This is a genomic window from Serratia sp. CY74737, from assembly GCF_052166775.1.
In the GTDB taxonomy this organism is placed as follows: Bacteria; Pseudomonadota; Gammaproteobacteria; order Enterobacterales; family Enterobacteriaceae; genus Serratia; species Serratia ureilytica.
The window spans coordinates 13,870-30,710 of the sequence record NZ_JBJNOF010000011.1 but is presented as its reverse complement, the minus strand read 5'-3'; the positions used below and the strand labels follow the sequence as shown (position 1 = coordinate 30,710).

The following is a 16,841-nucleotide window of genomic DNA, read 5'->3' as shown; positions in this document are numbered from 1 at the left end:
CTTTATCTATGCCGCCATTTTATCGCCAATCCTTGGTGTTGTTGTCTGTAAGTCACTGATTTATATTGATTAATTTTTCAGGCAACAAAAAACCCGATAATCTTGAACCTAAAAGGCGGGATTATCGGGCTCCACAAAATGGGGACATCAAAGAAAAGCAGTGGCACTAATTCAGACTGCGGCCCCCAACGAAAGTTCTGGCCGGCGACAAAAAAATCAAAATATTTTTATCGCCGATCCATCTCTCCCGCTAATCGATCAGCCGAGTATGCCCGGCCATAGCACCACGATGAGTGAACCCGCCAGCGTTAACAGCACGTTAGCGATGGCGTAGGTGCCGGCGTAACCCAGCGCCGGGATGTTGCTGCGCGCGGTATCGCTGATGATCTCCATCGCCGGCGCGCAGGTGCGGGCGCCCATAATCGCGCCGAACAGCAGGGCGCGGTTCATGCGCAGCACGTAGGCGCCGAACAGGAAGCAGATAATCACCGGCACCAGGCTGACGATCAGCCCGGCGATCAGCATCTGGCCGCCGACCGCGCCCAGACTGTGGCCGATGCCGGCGCCGGCGCTCAGGCCTACGCCCGCCATAAACACCATCAAGCCGAACTCTTTCACCATGTTCAGCGCCCCCTGCGGAATGTAGCCGAAGGTCGGGTGGTTGGCGCGCAGGAAGCCGAGCATAATGCCGGACATCAGCAGGCCGGCGGCGTTGCCGATGCCGAACGAGAAGTTGCTGAACTGTATGGTGATCTGGCCGATCAAAAGGCCGATGATGAAGAAGGCGCAGAACGCCAGCAGATCGGTCACCTGGCTGTGAATCGAGATAAAGCCAATTTTCTCCGCCACGCTCTTCACCCGGCGCGCGTCGCCGCTCACCTGCAGCACGTCGCCTTTGTTGAGCACGATGCTGTCGTCGATCGGCATTTCGATCTGGCTGCGGATCACGCGGTTGAGGAAGCAGCCGTGGTCGGTCAGCTTCAGCTGGCTCAGGCGTTTGTTCACCGCGTTGCTGTTCTTCACCACGATCTCTTCGGTCACGATGCGCATGTCGAGCAGATCGCGGTCAAACACTTCCTTACCGTTGCGGAAGCTCGGATCCAGCCGCGCGTGGGCGTCCGGGTAGCCGACCAGCGAAATCTCATCGCCCACCTGCAGCACCGCGTCACCGTCCGGGTTGGCCAGAATGCCGTTGCGGCGGATGCGTTCGATGTAGCAGCCGGTCTGGCGGTAGATGCCCAGCTCGCGCAGGTTCTTGCCGTCGGCCCAGGCCACCAGCTCGGGGCCGACGCGGTAGGCGCGGATCACCGGCAGGTAGACCTTGCGCTGGCTGTCGGTGTCCAGGCCGCGTTCACGAGCGATTTGCTGGGCGGAGGTGGACAGATCCTGGTGCTGCAGCTTCGGCAGGTAGCGCGCGCCAAAAATCAGGCTGACCAGACCGATCAGGTAGGTGAGGGCATAGCCGAGGCTCAGATGATCCTGCGCCGCCAGCAGCGCCGGGCCGTTGACGATGGTGTTGCGCAGCGTATCGCCGGCACCCACCAGCACCGGCGTGGAGGTCATCGAGCCGGCCAGCATGCCGGCGGTCAGGCCGATGTCCCAGTGGAACAGCTTGCCGAGACCGATGGCGATCACCATCGCCGAACCGACCATCACCAGCGCCAGCATCAGGTAATTTTTGCCGTCGCGGAAGAAAATCGAGAAAAAGTTAGGCCCGGCTTCCACCCCGACGCAGAAAATAAACAACATGAAGCCGAGATTCAGCGCCTCGGTGTTAATGGCGAAGTGTTGCTGGCCGAGCAACAGGGAAACCACTAAAACGCCAATGGAATTACCGAGTTGGACGGAGCCCAGACGGAGTTTACCGAGGCACAGCCCCAGCGCGAGTACCACGAACAGTAACAGAATGTAGTTACCGTTTAACAAACTAGCGACGTTTATGTTCACGGAGGATAACTTATTGTTTACCAGTAAGTGCTTGATATAGATAACTATAAGAGATAAATTCAGCCTTAAAACGACGTCATAAATCACCACCAGCAGAAAGCGAAGCGAACCATCGTTCGGCGGCGTTCATTCTAGACGCTATGACCGATGACAGCCAGCACAGAAAGCTGATTTCCTGCGCCGCCGTGCGCATTTAACTCTCTTTTGACCAAGGAAAAAATTCGGTTCAGCGTCACCTCACGGGTGGCCGGGCTGATTTCTATTGATGCGGTAATTGGGCGGGGGAGAATTCGCATGACGAGTTATCGATATTGGCTGGGCATTCTCAGCTGTTTTCTGTTGTTCAACCTGGTGTTTCTCGGCCAGCAAACCGGCCTGTTCGGCAGCACGGATCATGAGCACCACGGGGAAACCGGCCTGCTGCTGTTTGTGATCCCCGGGGCGATCGCCAGCTATCTGTCGAGCCGCAAGCGGCTGCTGTGTCCGCTGCTGGGGGCGCTTTATGCCTTGCCGCTCTGCCTGCTGATCCGTCACTTCTGGCTGACGCCGTCCTATTCGTTCTGGCAGGAGCTGGCTTACGCCACCAGCGCGGTGTTCTGGTGCGTGTTCGGCGCGATGCTGATGCTGTTCGCCCTCGGTCTGTTGCACACGCTCCAGCAGCTGCATCGGCGGCAGCGGCAATAAAAAAAGGCGCGTTAAGCGCCTTTTTTGTCGTTCAAAAACTTACTGGAACAGGTTCAGGTGTTCTTTAGCGTAAGCTTCGAAATCGGTGCAACCGCCGATGTGCTTCTCGTCCAGGAAGATCTGCGGCACGGTTTCAACCGGTTTACCGACGGTTTTTTCCAGATCGGCCTTGGTGATGCCTTCCGCGTGGATGTCAACGTAACGGAAGTTGAAATCGTCGCGTTCTTCAGTCAGTTTTTCCGCCAGTTCTTTAGCGCGGACACAATAAGGACAGCCAGGACGCCCGAAGATTACTGCAAACATGCAACGCTCCTTAATTGGATTTTCAAAAAATTGTTCGCTACCGCAACGACATCCCGTCACCGAAAAAGTCATTACCTGCGTCAGATGGCGCCTACTATGCCCGTTGAGGCGGTGAAAAAAAAGCAGGAATTACCTGTTAATCTGATTCATGTAACCAATTAGTCTGCCGGGGCTGTCACCGTCGACGGGAATTCACTACACTGGGTGCAGACCTTCTGGAGAAGAAAAATATGCGTTCATTCGGTGACTTACCGCGCCCGGTGCTGGTGTTGGAAGGGCTGGGCATCGTGATGCTGGTATTGGCCTACCTCAGTATTCACGGCCACCTGCAACTGCCGGGCTGGCTGGCGTCGCAGCAGGCGGCGGTCGGCATGATTTTCCTCGGCGTGGCGCTGATGGTGCCGGCGGCGGCGTTTCTGGTATGGCGCGTGGTGCAGGGGTTCGGGCCGCTGATGCGCGGCGGCCTGCCGCCGGAAAACGATCGCCGCAAGCCGCAAGATGCGGACGCATCGAAAAATCATCAGGACAGCGATCCGCGCGCCTGAGCGCCGCGGCCGCTAACCCGCCTGCGGGGCAGGCGTTGGCCTTTTTGGGGTGACGAGTGAAAATTGCCATTCTTTCTCGCGACGGATCGCTCTATTCGTGCAAGCGGCTGCGTGAAGCGGCGGAAGATCGCGGGCACAGCATCGATATCATCGATCCGCTTTCCTGTTATATGAACATCAACCCGGCGGCGCCCATTCACTATCGCGGCCGTCAGTTGGAGCGTTATGACGCGGTGATCCCGCGCATCGGTTCCGCCATCACCTTTTACGGCACTGCGGTGCTGCGCCAATTCGAGCTGCTCGGCAGCTACCCGCTCAACGAATCCGTGGCCATTACCCGCGCCCGCGACAAGCTGCGTTCGCTGCAACTGCTGGCCCGGCAGGGTATCGATCTGCCGATCACCGGTTTCGCCCATTCACCGGACGATACCGGCGATCTGATCGAACTGGTCGGCGGCGCGCCGCTGGTGGTCAAGCTGGTGGAAGGCACGCAGGGCATCGGGGTGGTGCTGGCGGAAACTCGCCAGGCGGCGGAAAGCGTGATCGACGCCTTTCGCGGCCTGAACGCCCATATTCTGGTGCAGGAGTACGTGCGTGAAGCGCAGGGCCGCGACGTGCGCTGCCTGGTGGTGGGCGGCCGGGTGGTTGCCGCCATCGAGCGGCAGGCGAAGCCCGGCGAGTTTCGTTCCAACCTGCACCGTGGCGGCAGCGCCCGCAAAGTGACCATCACCGCCAGGGAGCGGGCGATTGCGGTCAAAGCGGCGAACACGCTGGGGCTGGACGTCGCCGGGGTGGATATCCTGCGCGCCGAGCGCGGCCCGCTGGTGATGGAGGTCAACGCCTCACCGGGGCTGGAAGGGGTGGAAACCACTACCGGGCTGGACATTGCCGGCATGATGATCGAATACATCGAGCAGCGCGGCCGGCCGGGGTTCCGCCTGAAATCGGGCGGCTGACGGTACGCGCGTTGCGCTTTTCCCGCCGAGCAATATCTTAATTAGTGAATTAAGCCGCATTGATCGTGGCGTATCGGGTGAATATTCCGTAAGCTATGCGCCTTTTCGCGTTTTGAATATTGTGAGGCTGGTTATTATGGATTCACTCATTGTCCCCGATTTGGCGCTGTTGCGGCGTTGGCTGGATCAGTCGGGCATTTCTTTCTTTGAGTGCGATTCTTGCCAGGCGCTGCACCTGCCGCACATGCAGAACTTCGACGGCGTGTTCGACGCCAAGATAGATCTGGTGGACAACGTCATTCTGTTCTCCGCGCTGGCCGAGGTGAAGCCGACCGCGCTGATCCCGCTGGTGGCGGATCTGAGCCAGATCAACGCCAGCTCGCTGACCATCAAGGCCTTTGTCGACATTCAGGACGACAACCTGCCGAAGCTGATCGTCTGCCAGTCGCTGAGCGTGGCGGTCGGCATCACCTACGAGCAGTTCACCCACTTCATGCAGCAGGGCGAAGAGCAGGTCTCGATGGTGATCCTCGAGGCGCGGGCGAACGATCTGCTGTTTATGGGGGACGAAGAAGAGATCCCCGCTGGCGCCGTGCGTCAGCCGATGCTGCACTGATCCTCGCTGTACCTTAAGCATGCCGTCGCTCCGGCGGCATGCTGCCGTGATTCCCCTCCGCAATTAAATATTCTGCACTTTGGCCTCTGTCGCCCGATCTTTCTCGGCTTTTAAGCCGTTAATGCCGTATCACATAGAGAAAAATTGCATAAAAAATCGATAAATGGCGTTTTTTACCCTGGGGGCTGGCGGGTTGCGATGGCAGCGGCTATGCTGCTGATTCTGCAAAGGGCTTGCGATTTCCCTTGTAACCACGCGAGCAGGGCAGTGCAAAAAGGCGCATGCAATCATATGCATAGCCATTCATTTCGCGGTTGCAACGATTGCGCTCAATCAGGAAAGGTTTTGTATCGCTGCAGATACAAGTTCAATTCTATGATTTACCCTGTTTTGGAGGAAGTTACGGATGGTCACCCAACGTAAAAAGTGGTTATCGGGTGTGGTTGCCGGTCTGTTGATGGCCGCGTCCGTCACGGCGTCAGCCGAAGAGAAAACGCTGCACGTGTATAACTGGTCCGACTATATCGCGCCGGATACCCTGGCCAAATTCCAGAAAGAAACCGGTATCAAAGTGGTGTACGACGTCTTTGACTCCAACGAAGTGTTGGAAGGCAAACTGATGGCGGGCAGCACCGGTTACGATTTGGTAGTCCCTTCATCCAACTTCCTCGAGCGTCAGTCGCAGGCCGGCATTTTCGAGCCGCTCGACAAGAGCAAGATCCCCAACTACAAAAATCTCGATCCCGAGATGCTGAAGCTGGTGGCGCATAACGACAAAGACAACAAATACGGCATCCCTTACATGATGGTGACCACCGGCATCGGCTATAACGTCGACAAGGTGAAGGCGGTGCTGGGCAAAGACGCGCCGGTCAACAGCTGGGATCTGATCTTCAAGCCGGAAAACCTGGAGAAGCTCAAGAGCTGCGGCGTCTCCTTCCTCGATGCGCCGAGCGAGGTCTACGCTACCGTGCTGCATTATCTGGGTAAAGATCCCAACAGCACCAACGCGGCGGACTACACCGGCGCGGCCAACGATCTGCTGCTGAAGCTGCGGCCGAACATCCGCTATTTCCACTCTTCTCAGTACATCAACGATCTGGCGAACGGTGACATCTGCGTGGCGATCGGCTGGTCCGGCGACGTGATGCAGGCGGCCAACCGCGCCAAAGAGGCGAAGAACGGCGTGAATGTGGCCTATGCGATCCCGAAAGAGGGGGCGCTGACCTACTTTGACATGTTCGCCATGCCGGCGGACGCCAAAAGCAAGGACGCCGCCTACCAGTTCCTGAACTTCCTGCTGAAGCCGGACGTGATGGCGGACATCAGTAACCACATTTACTACGCCAATGCGGTGAAAGACTCCACGCCGCTGGTGAACGCCGAAGTGCGCGATAACCCGAACGTCTATCCGCCGGCCGATTTGCGCGCCAAGCTGTTCACGCTCAACGTGCAGTCGCCGAAGCTGGACCGTGTCATTACCCGCGCATGGACTAAAGTTAAAAGCGGGAAGTGATGATGGGGGAGCCCCCCATCGTCGGTAAACCGGCAGGCGGGTGTTCCCCGCCTGCATTGCCGTTTTGGGCCACGGCGCTCGCCGTGGTTTTGTGCCGCTTTACGCCGGAGAGCACCCCGATTGAACGACGCTATTCCTCGTCCTCAAGCCAAGTCGCAGAAGGTTTTCACCCCTCTGCTGGAAATCCGTAACCTCACCAAAACCTTCGACGGGCAGAATGCGGTCGAAGACGTCAGCCTCACCATCTATAAGGGGGAGATCTTTGCGCTGCTTGGCCCGTCCGGCTGCGGCAAGTCCACCTTGCTGCGCATGCTGGCCGGTTTTGAACCGCCGACGGAAGGGCAGATCGTGCTCGACGGGCAGGATATGTCGCATGTGCCGCCGTACCAGCGGCCGATCAATATGATGTTTCAGTCGTACGCGCTGTTCCCGCACATGACCGTGGAGCAGAACATCGCGTTTGGCCTTAAGCAGGACAAAATGCCGCGGGCGGAGATCGCCGAACGGGTGGAGGAAATGCTGGCGCTGGTGCACATGCAGGAGTACGCCAAGCGCAAACCGCACCAGCTTTCCGGCGGCCAACGGCAGCGGGTGGCGCTGGCGCGCAGCCTGGCCAAGCGGCCGAAGCTGCTGCTGCTGGATGAACCCATGGGCGCGCTGGACAAGAAGTTGCGCGACCGCATGCAGCTGGAAGTGACCGACATTCTCGAGCGCGTCGGCGTGACCTGCGTGATGGTGACGCACGATCAGGAAGAAGCGATGACCATGGCGGGGCGCATCGCCATCATGAACCGCGGCAAGTTCGTGCAGATCGGCGAGCCGGAAGAGATCTACGAGCATCCGAACAGCCGCTTCAGCGCCGAATTTATCGGTTCGGTCAACGTCTTCGACTGCGTGCTGCAAGAGCGCCACGACGATGCGCTGATCCTGCAAAGTCCGGGGCTGCGCCATGCGATCAAAGTGGATCCGGACGCCTCGGTGGTGGACGGCGTGCCGATCCAGGTTGCGCTGCGGCCGGAAAAGATCCTGCTGTGCGAACAAGTGCCGGAAGACGGCTGCAACTTCGCGGTGGGGGAAGTGGCGCACATTTCCTATCTGGGCGATCTGTCCATCTACCACGTGAAGCTGCACAGCGGGCAGATCATCAGCGCCCAGCTGCAAAACGGCCATCGTTTCCGCAAGGGGATGCCCACCTGGGGCGATGAAGTGCGTCTATGTTGGGAAACCGACAGCTGCGTCGTGTTGACGGTGTAGTGGATCCGGTGAGGAGTAACCCGTATGACCCTGCTTTCTGAACGCGCGCCGGAACCGCCGGCCAAAGCGCCCGGCGCCCTCAGGGCGCTGTTCCATCGCCTGCTGATGGCCCATGGCCGCAAGCTGGTGATCGCGCTGCCGTATTTATGGCTGACGCTGCTGTTTATGCTGCCTTTCCTGATCGTGTTCAAGATCAGCCTGGCGGAGTTGGCGATGGCGGTGCCGCCCTACACCGAGCTGATGAGCTGGGTGGACGGCAAACTGAACATCGCGCTCAACTTCGCCAACTACCTGCAGCTGACCGACGATCCGCTGTATATCGACGCCTATCTGCAGTCGCTGCGCGTGGCGGCGATTTCGACGCTGTGTTGCCTGATCATCGGCTATCCGCTGGCCTGGGCGGTGGCCCACAGCAAGGCGTCGACCCGCAACATCCTGCTGTTGTTGGTGATCCTGCCTTCCTGGACCTCGTTCCTGATCCGCGTCTATGCCTGGATGGGCATTCTGAAAAACAACGGCACGCTGAACAACTTTCTGATGTGGTTAGGGGTGATCGACCAGCCGCTGGTGATCCTGCACACCAACCTGGCGGTGTATATCGGCATCGTCTATTCCTATCTGCCGTTTATGGTGTTGCCGATCTACACGGCGCTGATCCGGCTGGATTACTCGCTGGTGGAGGCGTCGCTGGATCTGGGCGCCCGGCCGCTGAAAACCTTTTTCAGCGTGATCGTGCCGCTGACGCGCGGCGGCATCATCGCCGGCTCGATGCTGGTGTTCATTCCGGCGGTGGGGGAGTTCGTGATCCCGGAGCTGCTCGGCGGGCCGGACAGCATCATGATCGGCCGCGTGCTGTGGCAGGAGTTCTTCAATAACCGCGACTGGCCGGTGGCCTCGGCGGTTGCCACCATCATGCTGCTGTTGCTGATCGTGCCAATATTGTGGTTCCACAAGCACCAGAACAAGGAAATGGGAGGCCAGGCATGAACAACTTGCCGGTAGTGCGTTCACCGTGGCGCATCGCCATCCTGACTGTCGGCTTTACCTTCCTGTATGCGCCGATGTTGATGCTGGTGATTTACTCCTTCAACAGCTCCAAGCTGGTGACGGTGTGGGCCGGCTGGTCCACGCGCTGGTATAGCGAACTGTTCCACGATTCGGCGATGATTAGCGCGGTGGGGCTCAGCCTGACCATCGCCGCCGCCGCCGCCACCGCCGCGGTGGTGCTGGGCGCCATCGCGGCGGTGGTGATGGTGCGTTTCGGCCGTTTTCGCGGCTCGACCGGTTTCGCGTTTATGCTGACCGCGCCGCTGGTGATGCCGGACGTGATCACCGGCCTGTCGTTGCTGCTGCTGTTCGTGGCGATGGGGCACGCCTTCGGTTGGCCGTCGGAACGCGGCATGTTCACCATTTGGCTGGCGCATGTCACCTTCTGTACCGCTTATGTGGCGGTGGTGATCAGTTCGCGCCTGCGCGAGGTGGATCGCTCAATTGAAGAGGCGGCGATGGACCTGGGGGCGCCGCCGCTGAAGGTGTTTTTCGTCATCACCTTGCCGATGATTGCGCCGGCGCTGATCTCCGGCTGGATGCTGGCGTTTACCCTGTCGCTGGACGATCTGGTGATCGCCAGTTTCGTCTCCGGCCCAGGCGCCACCACATTGCCGATGCTGGTGTTCTCCAGCGTGCGCATGGGGGTGAATCCGGAAATTAACGCGCTGGCCAGCCTGATCCTGCTGGTGGTGGGCATTCTCGGCCTGATCGCCTGGTGGTTTATGGCGCGCTCGGAAAAACAACGATCGCGTGAATTGCAGCGGGCGGCCCGTAGCTGAATCGTAACAAACCTGCTATTTTTGCAATCAATAAGTATTGCAACTAACTACCTGACTTTACATGCGCCATTTGAATGGCTCCAATGAATTTCACACTGCCGCCAACAACGCGGCAATGTGAAAGGCGTAGGGGCAGTGGCGCGTCGTAGCGGAACACGGATATGTCAGACATGCTGAAAAGCGGGCAGGGAATAAGATCGACTTCGGATGCGCCGGTACCGGTGATGGTGGCGGGCACCGCCATGGTGGCGATCAAGTGTATCAGCGTGGTGCTGCTGCTGGGCGAGCTGGGCGTCGACGGCGCGAAGGAGTTTGTCAGCACCAGCGCGCAGGCGTGGGATTCCACCTTTATCTTTCTGGCCGGGCTGATGCTGCTGTGCCTGCAAATCAGCTGCGGTTTTGCGGTGATGCGCGGCCGCAACTGGGGGCGCTGGGGCTACGTGGCCTGTCAGTGCATCGTGGTGCTTTACCTGCTGCTGGCCACCATCGGCAGCGTCTTCCCCGAGGTATTCACCGTGGAAGGGGAAACCAGCGGCCAAATCCTGCACGTTCTGATCCTGCAAAAGATCCCCGACGCGGTGATCCTGGCGCTGCTGTTCGTCCCCACCGCCAGCCGCCGCTTCTTCACCGCGCGCAAGTGAGATTTTAGGCGCGCGGAGTGGTAAACTCTGCGCCCTTAATTCGTCATCCTGAACTTCACGGTATCTTCATGCATTGCGCTTTGTATACGGCGGGCACCTGCCGTTCCTGTCAGTGGCTGGAAAAGCCCTATCCGCAGCAGCTGGCCGACAAACAGCATCACCTGCAATCGCTGCTGGCCGGGCGCGACGTCGCGCAGTGGCTGCAGCCGGCGGCGGGGGAGCTGAGCGCATTTCGCAATAAAGCCAAGATGGTGGTCAGCGGCAGCGTGGAGCGCCCGCTGCTCGGCATGCTGCACCGCGACGGCACGCCGGTCGATCTGAGCGACTGCCCGCTGTATCCCGCCGGCTTTGCGCCGATGTTTGCGGTGCTGAAAAGCTTCATCGCCCGCGCCGGCCTGACGCCGTATAACGTGGCGCGCAAACGCGGCGAGCTGAAATACCTGCTGCTGACCGAAAGCACGCTCGACGGCGGCGTGATGCTGCGCTTCGTGCTGCGCTCGGAAACCAAGCTGGCGCAGCTGCGCGCCGCGCTGCCGTGGCTGCAGCAGCAGCTGCCGCAGCTCAAGGTGATCTCCGCCAATATTCAGCCGGTGCATATGGCGATCATGGAAGGGGAGCGCGAGATCGCGCTGACCGATCAGCAGGCGCTCGAGGAACAGTTCAATCAGGTGCCGCTGTTCATCCGCCCGCAAAGCTTCTTCCAAACCAACCCGCAGGTGGCCGCCGATCTGTATGCCACCGCCCGCGACTGGGTGCGCGCGCTGGGTATCGACAGCATGTGGGATCTGTTTTGCGGCGTCGGCGGTTTCGGCCTGCACTGCGCGCAGCCGCAAACTCGCCTGACCGGCATCGAAATCAGTGCGGAAGCGATCGCCTGCGCGCGCCAGTCGGCGCAGCGATTGGGGTTGCTGCAGGTCGATTTTCAGGCGCTCGATTCCACCCGCTTCGCCACCGCCGAAGGGCAGGTGCCGCAGCTGGTGTTGGTCAACCCGCCGCGCCGCGGCATCGGCCAGGCGCTGTGCGATTATTTGAGCCGGATGGCGCCGGATTACATTCTGTATTCCAGCTGCAACGCCGAGAGCATGGCGAAAGATATCGAGATGTTGCCGGGATACCGCATCGCACGGGTGCAGCTGTTCGACATGTTCCCGCATACCGCGCACTACGAAGTGTTGACGCTGTTGGTGCGGCGTTAAAGGCGCTTTTTGGCAGCGGTGTAAGCCGCTGAACGTTCGCGTTTGCCCACAGACAGGACCAGAATCACGATCTCCGTTTCCATGACGCGATATACCAAACGAAAGCCTGAGGCTCTGAGTTTGATTTTGTAGCAATCGGGCAAACCGGCGAGTTTGTTGGCGGGGACGTGGGGATTAACCAGCACCGATGCCAGCTTTTTTTTGAACTGTTCCCGGATCACCGGGGACAGTTTTTTAAATTCCTTCAGCGCATGTTCTTCGAATTCAAGCTTATAAGTCATCCAAATTGACCTTAATGCGTTTGCCGTTCATCCGTGAACGAACGATTTCAGCGAGTTCGATATCTTCCAGGTATTCCGCGATCGCCTCCCAGGTTTCCGGAGAGACGTAATATCCCGAAATCTTACCGTTGGTCAGGACGGCGACCGGTTGCCCTTGTGCCTCTTTAAGGGCGGCGTTGGGCGATTTCTTAAAATCGCTGATGCTGACAGCCGAGTCGGCAAGAATGGGTTGAACCGTCATGATGTTATCCTTGATGCTAAATTCAGTATCAAATTTAGCACTAACCGAATGGGGTGGCAATCGGATGGAGCCGCCGAAGGATGGCGACTCCACATGCGGACTTACTGCGGGAACCATTTGTCGTTGATGGCCTTGTAGGTGCCGTCGGCCTTGATGGCGTCCAGCGCGGCGTTCAGCTTGGCCAGCAGCGCCTGATTGTCCGGACGCACCGCGATGCCGAGGCCGGTGCCGAAGTATTGCGCATCGGTGATATGTTCGCCGACCGGCGCCAGCTGCGGGTTGGTTTTGAGCCACTCGTTCACTACGGCGGTATCGCCGAACACGCCGTCGATACGGCCGTTTTTCAGCTCCAGAATAGCGTTCTGGTAGCTGTCGTAAGAGACGGTGTTAATCTCCGGGTGCTTGTCCTGCATATATTTCTGGTGGGTGGTGCCGTTTTCCATGCCGAGCTTTTTGCCTTTCAGATCCGCCAGCGAGCTGAACTTGCCTTTTTGCGCGATCACAATCGCCGAGTTGGCATAGTAAGGTTGGGTGAAGGCGACCTGTTTGCTGCGCTCCGGCGTGATATCCATACCGGAAATCACCGCATCGTATTTTTTGAATTTCAGCGCGGCGATCAGGCTGTCGAACGCCTGGTTGGTGAAAGTGCACTGCGCCTGCATCTGTTTGCACAACGCGTTGGCCAAGTCGATATCGAAGCCGACGATCTGATTGTTGGCGTCCAGCGATTCGAACGGCGGATAGGTGGCGGAGGCGGCGAAGCGGATAGTCTCGGCCGCGGTGGCGTTAAAGGTCATTCCGGCCAACATCGTCGCGGCAAGCAACAGTTTTTTCATGCGTAGAGCTCCTGTCTGGATCCTGAAAGTGATTATTTCGCTATCGTTTGTTTTTACTGGTAATCGCCAGAGGTTTTTACGAGGACACCTGCTGATAACCCTGCCACTGAGTGAATTAAAATGCAATATAAATGATTAAATATTGCAATGGGGATAAAAAAAGCCCCGCGCAATGGCGGGGCTGGAGAGGGGGATGGCTTCAGTTGCGGCGCTCAAACGCCAACGCGCGGCGCTCCACCAGCCGCATCAGCAGCGTCAGCAGGCCGTTGACGCACAGGTACACCAGACCTGCGGCGCCGAACACCATCACGTCGTAGGTGCGGCCGTACATCAGCTGGCTATAACCCATCACTTCCATCAGCGTGATGGTGTAGGCCAGCGACGTGCTTTTGAACACCAGCACCACTTCGTTGGAGTAAGATGACAGCGCGCGCTTGAAGGCGAACGGCAGCAGAATGCGCAGCGTCTGCCGGCGCGACATGCCCAGCGCTTCGCACGACTGCCATTGTCCGGCGGGGATGGCGCGCACCGCGCCGTAGAACAGCTGCGTGGTATAGGCCGCGCTATTCAGCGCCAGCGCAATCATCGCGCACAGCCAGGGCTGCGACAGCAGGTTCCACAGCCACGGGTAGTCGCGGATCGCCGGAAACTGACCGGGGCCGTAGTAGATCAGGAAGATCTGCACCAGCAGCGGCGTGCCGGTGAACAGCGTCACATAGGCCTTGACCAGCGGCGTCAGAACCGGCGTTTTCAGCGTCAGGATCACCGTCAGCAGCAGCGACAGCAGCAGCGCGACCAGCAGCGCGGCGACGGTTAGCGTCAGGCTGGTATGCAGCCCTTTGAGGATTTCCGGTAAATATTCAATCATCAGACCGGCCCCCGCTCAAACCGCGTGGCGCGCAGTTCAATGCGCTTGATGACGTATTGGCTGAACAGCGTCACCAGCAGATAGATGGCCGCCGCGATCACGTACCAGGTAAAGGGTTCCTGGGTGCGGGTGGCGATGCTTTTGGTTTGCAACATCAGATCGTTCACGCTGATCAGCGACACCAGCGCGGTGTCTTTCAGCAGCACCAGCCACTGATTGCCGAGGCCGGGCAGGGCATGGCGCCACATCTGCGGCATAATCAGGCGAAAGAAGATCGCCGCTTTGCCGAGACCCAGCGCCTGGCCGGATTCCCACTGCCCCTGCGGCACCGCTTTGAGCGCGCCGCGCAGCGTCTGCGAGGCGTAGGCGGAATAGAGCAAGGCCAGGGCGATCACCCCGCACAGGAACGGGCTGACTTCGAAATTGTCGATCGCCAGCTGAATCGGCAACTGAAACAGACCGAGGTTAAGGGTAAAGCCGTCGGAGAGCATCAGCAGCAGCTGCGACGAGCCGAAATAGATAAACAGCACCACCAGGATTTCCGGCAGGCCGCGCAGCACGGTCACCCAGGCGGTGCCGAGCCAGCTGACGGCTTTCCAGCGGGACGATTCCCATACGGCGAACAGCATCGCCAGAATCAGCCCGAGGATCAGGGCGCAAACGGCAAGGCCGACGGTCATGCCGGCGGCGCTTGCTAAAGGTTGTAATTCATTCATCGGGGCGTATTACTGCTGGAACCATTTTTTGTAGATGGTTTCATAGGTCCCATCCTGCTTGATCTTGTCCAGGGCGGCGTTGAATTTGCCCTGCAGATCGGTATTTTTCTGGCGTACCGCGATGCCGAGGCCGGTGCCGAAGTAGTCTTTATCCGTTACTTTGGCGCCCACTGTCGCCAGCGCGTCATTCTGCTTCAGCCACTCGTTGACCACCGCGGTATCGCCGAACACCGCATCAACGCGGCCGTTCTTCAGATCCAAAATGGCGTTTTGGTAGCTGTCGTAAGGCACGGTGGTGATTTCCGGGTGCTTGTCGGTCAGGTATTTTTGGTGAGTGGTGCCGTTTTGCACGCCGACTTTCTTGCCTTTCAGCGCCGCCACGTCGGCGATTTTGCCTTTCTGCGCGATGAACAGCGCCGAGTTATCGTAGTACGGCTTGGTGAACAACACCTGCTTTTCACGTTCCGGCGTAATGTCCATACCGGCCATGACCGCATCGAAACGCTTGAACTTCAGGCTTGGGATCAGGCTGTCGAACGCCTGATTGGTGAAGGTGCACTCGGCCTGCATCTCTTTGCACAGCGCGTTGGCCAGATCGACATCAAAACCCTGAATTTTGTTGCCGGCGTCAATAAATTCAAATGGAGGATAGGAGGCTTCGGTAGCGAAACGGATGGTTTCGGCTGCGGAGGCGGAAACGCTGATGCCGGCCAGAACGGCGGCGATTATTAGTTTTTTCATCGCAAACTCCCCAAATTACAGCAAGTTAATTGTTAGTGTGATAAGTAGTTGGCAAACTCGGTGGTCCGCGGCTGCGTGAAGTGGCTGCTGTCGCCTTGCTCCACCACATGGCCGTTTTCCATGTACACCACGCGGCTGGCGGTCTTGCGCGCCACTTCCACTTCGTGGGTGACGATCACCTGAGTGATGCCGGTGCCGGCCAGTTCGCGAATGATGCTGACGATCTGGGCGGTGATTTCCGGATCCAGCGCCGCGGTCGGTTCATCGAACAGCAGCACCTGCGGCTCCATCATCAGGGCGCGAGCGATCGCTACGCGCTGCTGCTGGCCGCCGGAAAGGTGCAGCGGAAAGCGATCGGCGAAGTCGGTCAGGCGCAGACGCTTGAGCAGCTTGTCGGCGCGCTCCATCGCCTGAGCCTTGGTCAGACCCAGTACGCGGCAAGGCGCTTCGATCAGGTTCTGGACCACGGTGAGGTGAGGCCACAGGTTGTATTGCTGGAAGACCATGCCGACATTTTGCCGCAGTTCGCGAATGGCTTTTTCGCCCGGCGCCTGCTTGAAATCGAATTGGTTGCCGGCGATCTTTAGCTGACCCGAACGCGGCATTTCCAGCAGGTTCAGCACCCGCAGCAATGAACTTTTCCCGGCGCCGCTTGGGCCAAGCAGCACCAGGGTTTCCCCGGCTGGACATTCCAGCGTGATGTCAAACAGCGCCTGGTGAGCGCCGTAATAGCAATTGATACCGTTAAGTTGAATACTCATGCGCCAGAATTGAATAGACATTGATGCCGCAAATGTTAACTTCCACAGAATACTTATGCAATCTTTGTGCGTTAAAATTTATGAGTGTGCGGCGGGACAGTAAAAGATTAGCACAAGATACCGCGACTCAGGCCGAGGGAGGGGATTTGTGGTGCAGGCTGTGAGATCGGTAGCGAAATTTTTTCTATCGGACGAAATCTGAGCGGCGCAAGGGGAGACGGGAACGACCGACGCGGCGGGCCCGCGTCGGCCGGGGAGTGCGGGTTATCGGTTTTCCAGCACCTGACGCACGCTGCCGTTGGTGGCGTGCGCTGGAACATTCAGGTAGCGAATATCATCAACCACCCAGCAGGTGCCTTCGCGCACCATCAGCACTTCGTCTTGCCAGTTCACGGTACTGTTGGCGTCTTTCTGGTAGCTCAAGTCAACGCGCAGCGGGATGTTCTTCGCATCGGTGTTGGGAATGGTCGAGGCGCTGGCGACGGACGCGCTGCTTGGCCCTTGCGCGTTGCCGGAGAACAGATCGCCGGTTATCTGATGCTTGCCCGGATTTTGAGCGGCGCTGACCAGATCCTGATACAGCACTTTGCTCAGATAAGGCTGCAGCTGCGCCAGGCGGTTGCTGTCCGGCAGGCTGGAACCTTGCTGGATGCGCAGGTCATAGAACTTTTGCGCGACCGTATCCGGGCCGCCTTCCACACAGCTGCCGCTGCGGGTGCCGATATCCTTGTATGCCGGTTCCACCGTGGTACAGGCACTCAGCAACAGCGCTAAGGGTAAAACAGCCGCAATCGTTTTTGTTTTCATCTTATTACCTTATGTGAAAGTCTCTACCATGAAGACCGATAGCTTACAGTATAAATGCGTTTTTTGGCCTTGCATTCGTACTGCGTGCCATTGATTAAGCGAA

20 protein-coding genes are annotated in these 16,841 nt (G+C 58.7%); 10 read left to right on the top strand and 10 right to left on the bottom strand.

Translation table 11 applies throughout. The features are described 5' to 3' along the window. Window positions 1–258: 258 nt before the first annotated feature. Complete coding sequence (locus tag ACJ8PE_RS15875; RefSeq protein ID WP_004938680.1) at window positions 259–1,947, bottom strand: aspartate:alanine antiporter; 1,689 nt, start codon at window positions 1,945–1,947, stop codon at window positions 259–261. Between the two features lie 294 nt (window positions 1,948–2,241). Here ACJ8PE_RS15875 and ACJ8PE_RS15870 point away from each other — a divergent pair, with 294 nt between their 5' ends. Beyond that, the gene (locus tag ACJ8PE_RS15870; protein WP_033642521.1) at window positions 2,242–2,631 is read left to right on the top strand and encodes an inner membrane protein YbjM; all 390 of its coding nucleotides are present in this window, start codon (window positions 2,242–2,244) and stop codon (window positions 2,629–2,631) included. Window positions 2,632–2,670: 39 nt separating this feature from the next. Here the strand turns inward: ACJ8PE_RS15870 and ACJ8PE_RS15865 are convergent, their stop codons facing one another. Continuing rightward, window positions 2,671–2,934, bottom strand: a complete 264-nt coding sequence (locus tag ACJ8PE_RS15865) for a GrxA family glutaredoxin (RefSeq protein WP_004938676.1) — start codon at window positions 2,932–2,934, stop codon at window positions 2,671–2,673. 230 nt (window positions 2,935–3,164) lie between these two features. Between ACJ8PE_RS15865 and ACJ8PE_RS15860 the strand changes: the two genes are divergently transcribed. From ACJ8PE_RS15860 to rlmC, 9 genes are all read left to right on the top strand, one after another. After that, a complete protein-coding gene (locus ACJ8PE_RS15860; RefSeq protein ID WP_033642522.1) occupies window positions 3,165–3,479 on the top strand; it encodes a YbjC family protein in 315 nt (104 codons plus the stop codon). A gap of 56 nt (window positions 3,480–3,535) precedes the next feature. After that, complete coding sequence (gene rimK, locus ACJ8PE_RS15855; protein WP_442536807.1) at window positions 3,536–4,435, top strand: 30S ribosomal protein S6--L-glutamate ligase; 900 nt, start codon at window positions 3,536–3,538, stop codon at window positions 4,433–4,435. Window positions 4,436–4,571: 136 nt separating this feature from the next. Next, window positions 4,572–5,051, top strand: a complete 480-nt coding sequence (locus ACJ8PE_RS15850; RefSeq protein WP_004938666.1) for a YbjN domain-containing protein — start codon at window positions 4,572–4,574, stop codon at window positions 5,049–5,051. A 406-nt stretch (window positions 5,052–5,457) separates the two neighbouring features. Further along, window positions 5,458–6,567, top strand: a complete 1,110-nt coding sequence (potF, locus tag ACJ8PE_RS15845) for a spermidine/putrescine ABC transporter substrate-binding protein PotF (protein WP_033650647.1) — start codon at window positions 5,458–5,460, stop codon at window positions 6,565–6,567. A gap of 120 nt (window positions 6,568–6,687) precedes the next feature. After that, window positions 6,688–7,821, top strand: coding sequence for a putrescine ABC transporter ATP-binding subunit PotG (potG, locus tag ACJ8PE_RS15840; RefSeq protein ID WP_197761394.1), 1,134 nt, complete (start codon window positions 6,688–6,690; stop codon window positions 7,819–7,821). Between the two features lie 24 nt (window positions 7,822–7,845). After that, on the top strand, window positions 7,846–8,808 hold the full coding sequence (potH, locus tag ACJ8PE_RS15835) for a putrescine ABC transporter permease PotH (protein ID WP_046686755.1): 963 nt from the start codon (window positions 7,846–7,848) through the stop codon (window positions 8,806–8,808). Beyond that, the gene (gene potI / locus ACJ8PE_RS15830) at window positions 8,805–9,650 is read left to right on the top strand and encodes a putrescine ABC transporter permease PotI (RefSeq protein ID WP_042784088.1); all 846 of its coding nucleotides are present in this window, start codon (window positions 8,805–8,807) and stop codon (window positions 9,648–9,650) included. Before potH ends, potI begins: the two co-directional genes overlap by 4 nt. Window positions 9,651–9,811: 161 nt before the next feature. Further along, window positions 9,812–10,291, top strand: a complete 480-nt coding sequence (locus tag ACJ8PE_RS15825; RefSeq protein ID WP_047024958.1) for a YbjO family protein — start codon at window positions 9,812–9,814, stop codon at window positions 10,289–10,291. A gap of 68 nt (window positions 10,292–10,359) precedes the next feature. Continuing rightward, the gene (gene rlmC / locus ACJ8PE_RS15820; RefSeq protein WP_197793190.1) at window positions 10,360–11,487 is read left to right on the top strand and encodes a 23S rRNA (uracil(747)-C(5))-methyltransferase RlmC; all 1,128 of its coding nucleotides are present in this window, start codon (window positions 10,360–10,362) and stop codon (window positions 11,485–11,487) included. Here the strand turns inward: rlmC and ACJ8PE_RS15815 are convergent. From ACJ8PE_RS15815 to ACJ8PE_RS15780, 8 genes are all read right to left on the bottom strand, one after another. Continuing rightward, entirely contained in the window at window positions 11,484–11,768 is a 285-nt protein-coding gene (locus ACJ8PE_RS15815; protein ID WP_197761397.1) for a type II toxin-antitoxin system RelE family toxin, read from the bottom strand. The genes rlmC and ACJ8PE_RS15815 overlap by 4 nt on opposite strands. Continuing rightward, entirely contained in the window at window positions 11,758–12,009 is a 252-nt protein-coding gene (locus ACJ8PE_RS15810) for a type II toxin-antitoxin system Phd/YefM family antitoxin (protein ID WP_004928423.1), read from the bottom strand. The genes ACJ8PE_RS15815 and ACJ8PE_RS15810 overlap by 11 nt, the downstream gene beginning before the upstream one ends. A gap of 101 nt (window positions 12,010–12,110) precedes the next feature. After that, a complete protein-coding gene (gene artJ, locus ACJ8PE_RS15805; RefSeq protein WP_015377297.1) occupies window positions 12,111–12,845 on the bottom strand; it encodes an arginine ABC transporter substrate-binding protein in 735 nt (244 codons plus the stop codon). A gap of 199 nt (window positions 12,846–13,044) precedes the next feature. Further along, window positions 13,045–13,713, bottom strand: coding sequence for an arginine ABC transporter permease ArtM (gene artM, locus ACJ8PE_RS15800; protein ID WP_033650651.1), 669 nt, complete (start codon window positions 13,711–13,713; stop codon window positions 13,045–13,047). Beyond that, a complete protein-coding gene (gene artQ, locus ACJ8PE_RS15795; protein WP_025159684.1) occupies window positions 13,713–14,429 on the bottom strand; it encodes an arginine ABC transporter permease ArtQ in 717 nt (238 codons plus the stop codon). Before artQ ends, artM begins: the two co-directional genes overlap by 1 nt. A 9-nt stretch (window positions 14,430–14,438) precedes the next feature. After that, the gene (gene artJ, locus ACJ8PE_RS15790; protein WP_033642533.1) at window positions 14,439–15,170 is read right to left on the bottom strand and encodes an arginine ABC transporter substrate-binding protein; all 732 of its coding nucleotides are present in this window, start codon (window positions 15,168–15,170) and stop codon (window positions 14,439–14,441) included. Window positions 15,171–15,202: 32 nt separating this feature from the next. Beyond that, complete coding sequence (gene artP, locus ACJ8PE_RS15785; RefSeq protein WP_089192582.1) at window positions 15,203–15,931, bottom strand: arginine ABC transporter ATP-binding protein ArtP; 729 nt, start codon at window positions 15,929–15,931, stop codon at window positions 15,203–15,205. 264 nt (window positions 15,932–16,195) lie between these two features. Continuing rightward, window positions 16,196–16,738, bottom strand: coding sequence for a lipoprotein (locus ACJ8PE_RS15780; protein ID WP_033642535.1), 543 nt, complete (start codon window positions 16,736–16,738; stop codon window positions 16,196–16,198). Between the last annotated feature and the right edge of the window lie 103 nt (window positions 16,739–16,841).

Excerpts from the sequence above, each read along its gene's own strand:
- ACJ8PE_RS15870 (WP_033642521.1), top strand. The coding sequence starts at position 2,242 with ATGACGAGTTATCGATATTGGCTGGGCATTCTCAGCTGTTTTCTGTTG.
- ACJ8PE_RS15865 (WP_004938676.1), bottom strand. The coding sequence starts at position 2,934 with ATGTTTGCAGTAATCTTCGGGCGTCCTGGCTGTCCTTATTGTGTCCGC.
- ACJ8PE_RS15860 (WP_033642522.1), top strand. The coding sequence starts at position 3,165 with ATGCGTTCATTCGGTGACTTACCGCGCCCGGTGCTGGTGTTGGAAGGG.
- ACJ8PE_RS15850 (WP_004938666.1), top strand. The coding sequence starts at position 4,572 with ATGGATTCACTCATTGTCCCCGATTTGGCGCTGTTGCGGCGTTGGCTG.
- potF (WP_033650647.1), top strand. The coding sequence starts at position 5,458 with ATGGTCACCCAACGTAAAAAGTGGTTATCGGGTGTGGTTGCCGGTCTG.
- potH (WP_046686755.1), top strand. The coding sequence starts at position 7,846 with ATGACCCTGCTTTCTGAACGCGCGCCGGAACCGCCGGCCAAAGCGCCC.
- potI (WP_042784088.1), top strand. The coding sequence starts at position 8,805 with ATGAACAACTTGCCGGTAGTGCGTTCACCGTGGCGCATCGCCATCCTG.
- ACJ8PE_RS15825 (WP_047024958.1), top strand. The coding sequence starts at position 9,812 with ATGTCAGACATGCTGAAAAGCGGGCAGGGAATAAGATCGACTTCGGAT.
- rlmC (WP_197793190.1), top strand. The coding sequence starts at position 10,360 with ATGCATTGCGCTTTGTATACGGCGGGCACCTGCCGTTCCTGTCAGTGG.
- ACJ8PE_RS15815 (WP_197761397.1), bottom strand. The coding sequence starts at position 11,768 with ATGACTTATAAGCTTGAATTCGAAGAACATGCGCTGAAGGAATTTAAA.
- ACJ8PE_RS15810 (WP_004928423.1), bottom strand. The coding sequence starts at position 12,009 with ATGACGGTTCAACCCATTCTTGCCGACTCGGCTGTCAGCATCAGCGAT.
- artJ (WP_015377297.1), bottom strand. The coding sequence starts at position 12,845 with ATGAAAAAACTGTTGCTTGCCGCGACGATGTTGGCCGGAATGACCTTT.
- artM (WP_033650651.1), bottom strand. The coding sequence starts at position 13,713 with ATGATTGAATATTTACCGGAAATCCTCAAAGGGCTGCATACCAGCCTG.
- artQ (WP_025159684.1), bottom strand. The coding sequence starts at position 14,429 with ATGAATGAATTACAACCTTTAGCAAGCGCCGCCGGCATGACCGTCGGC.
- artJ (WP_033642533.1), bottom strand. The coding sequence starts at position 15,170 with ATGAAAAAACTAATAATCGCCGCCGTTCTGGCCGGCATCAGCGTTTCC.
- artP (WP_089192582.1), bottom strand. The coding sequence starts at position 15,931 with ATGAGTATTCAACTTAACGGTATCAATTGCTATTACGGCGCTCACCAG.
- ACJ8PE_RS15780 (WP_033642535.1), bottom strand. The coding sequence starts at position 16,738 with ATGAAAACAAAAACGATTGCGGCTGTTTTACCCTTAGCGCTGTTGCTG.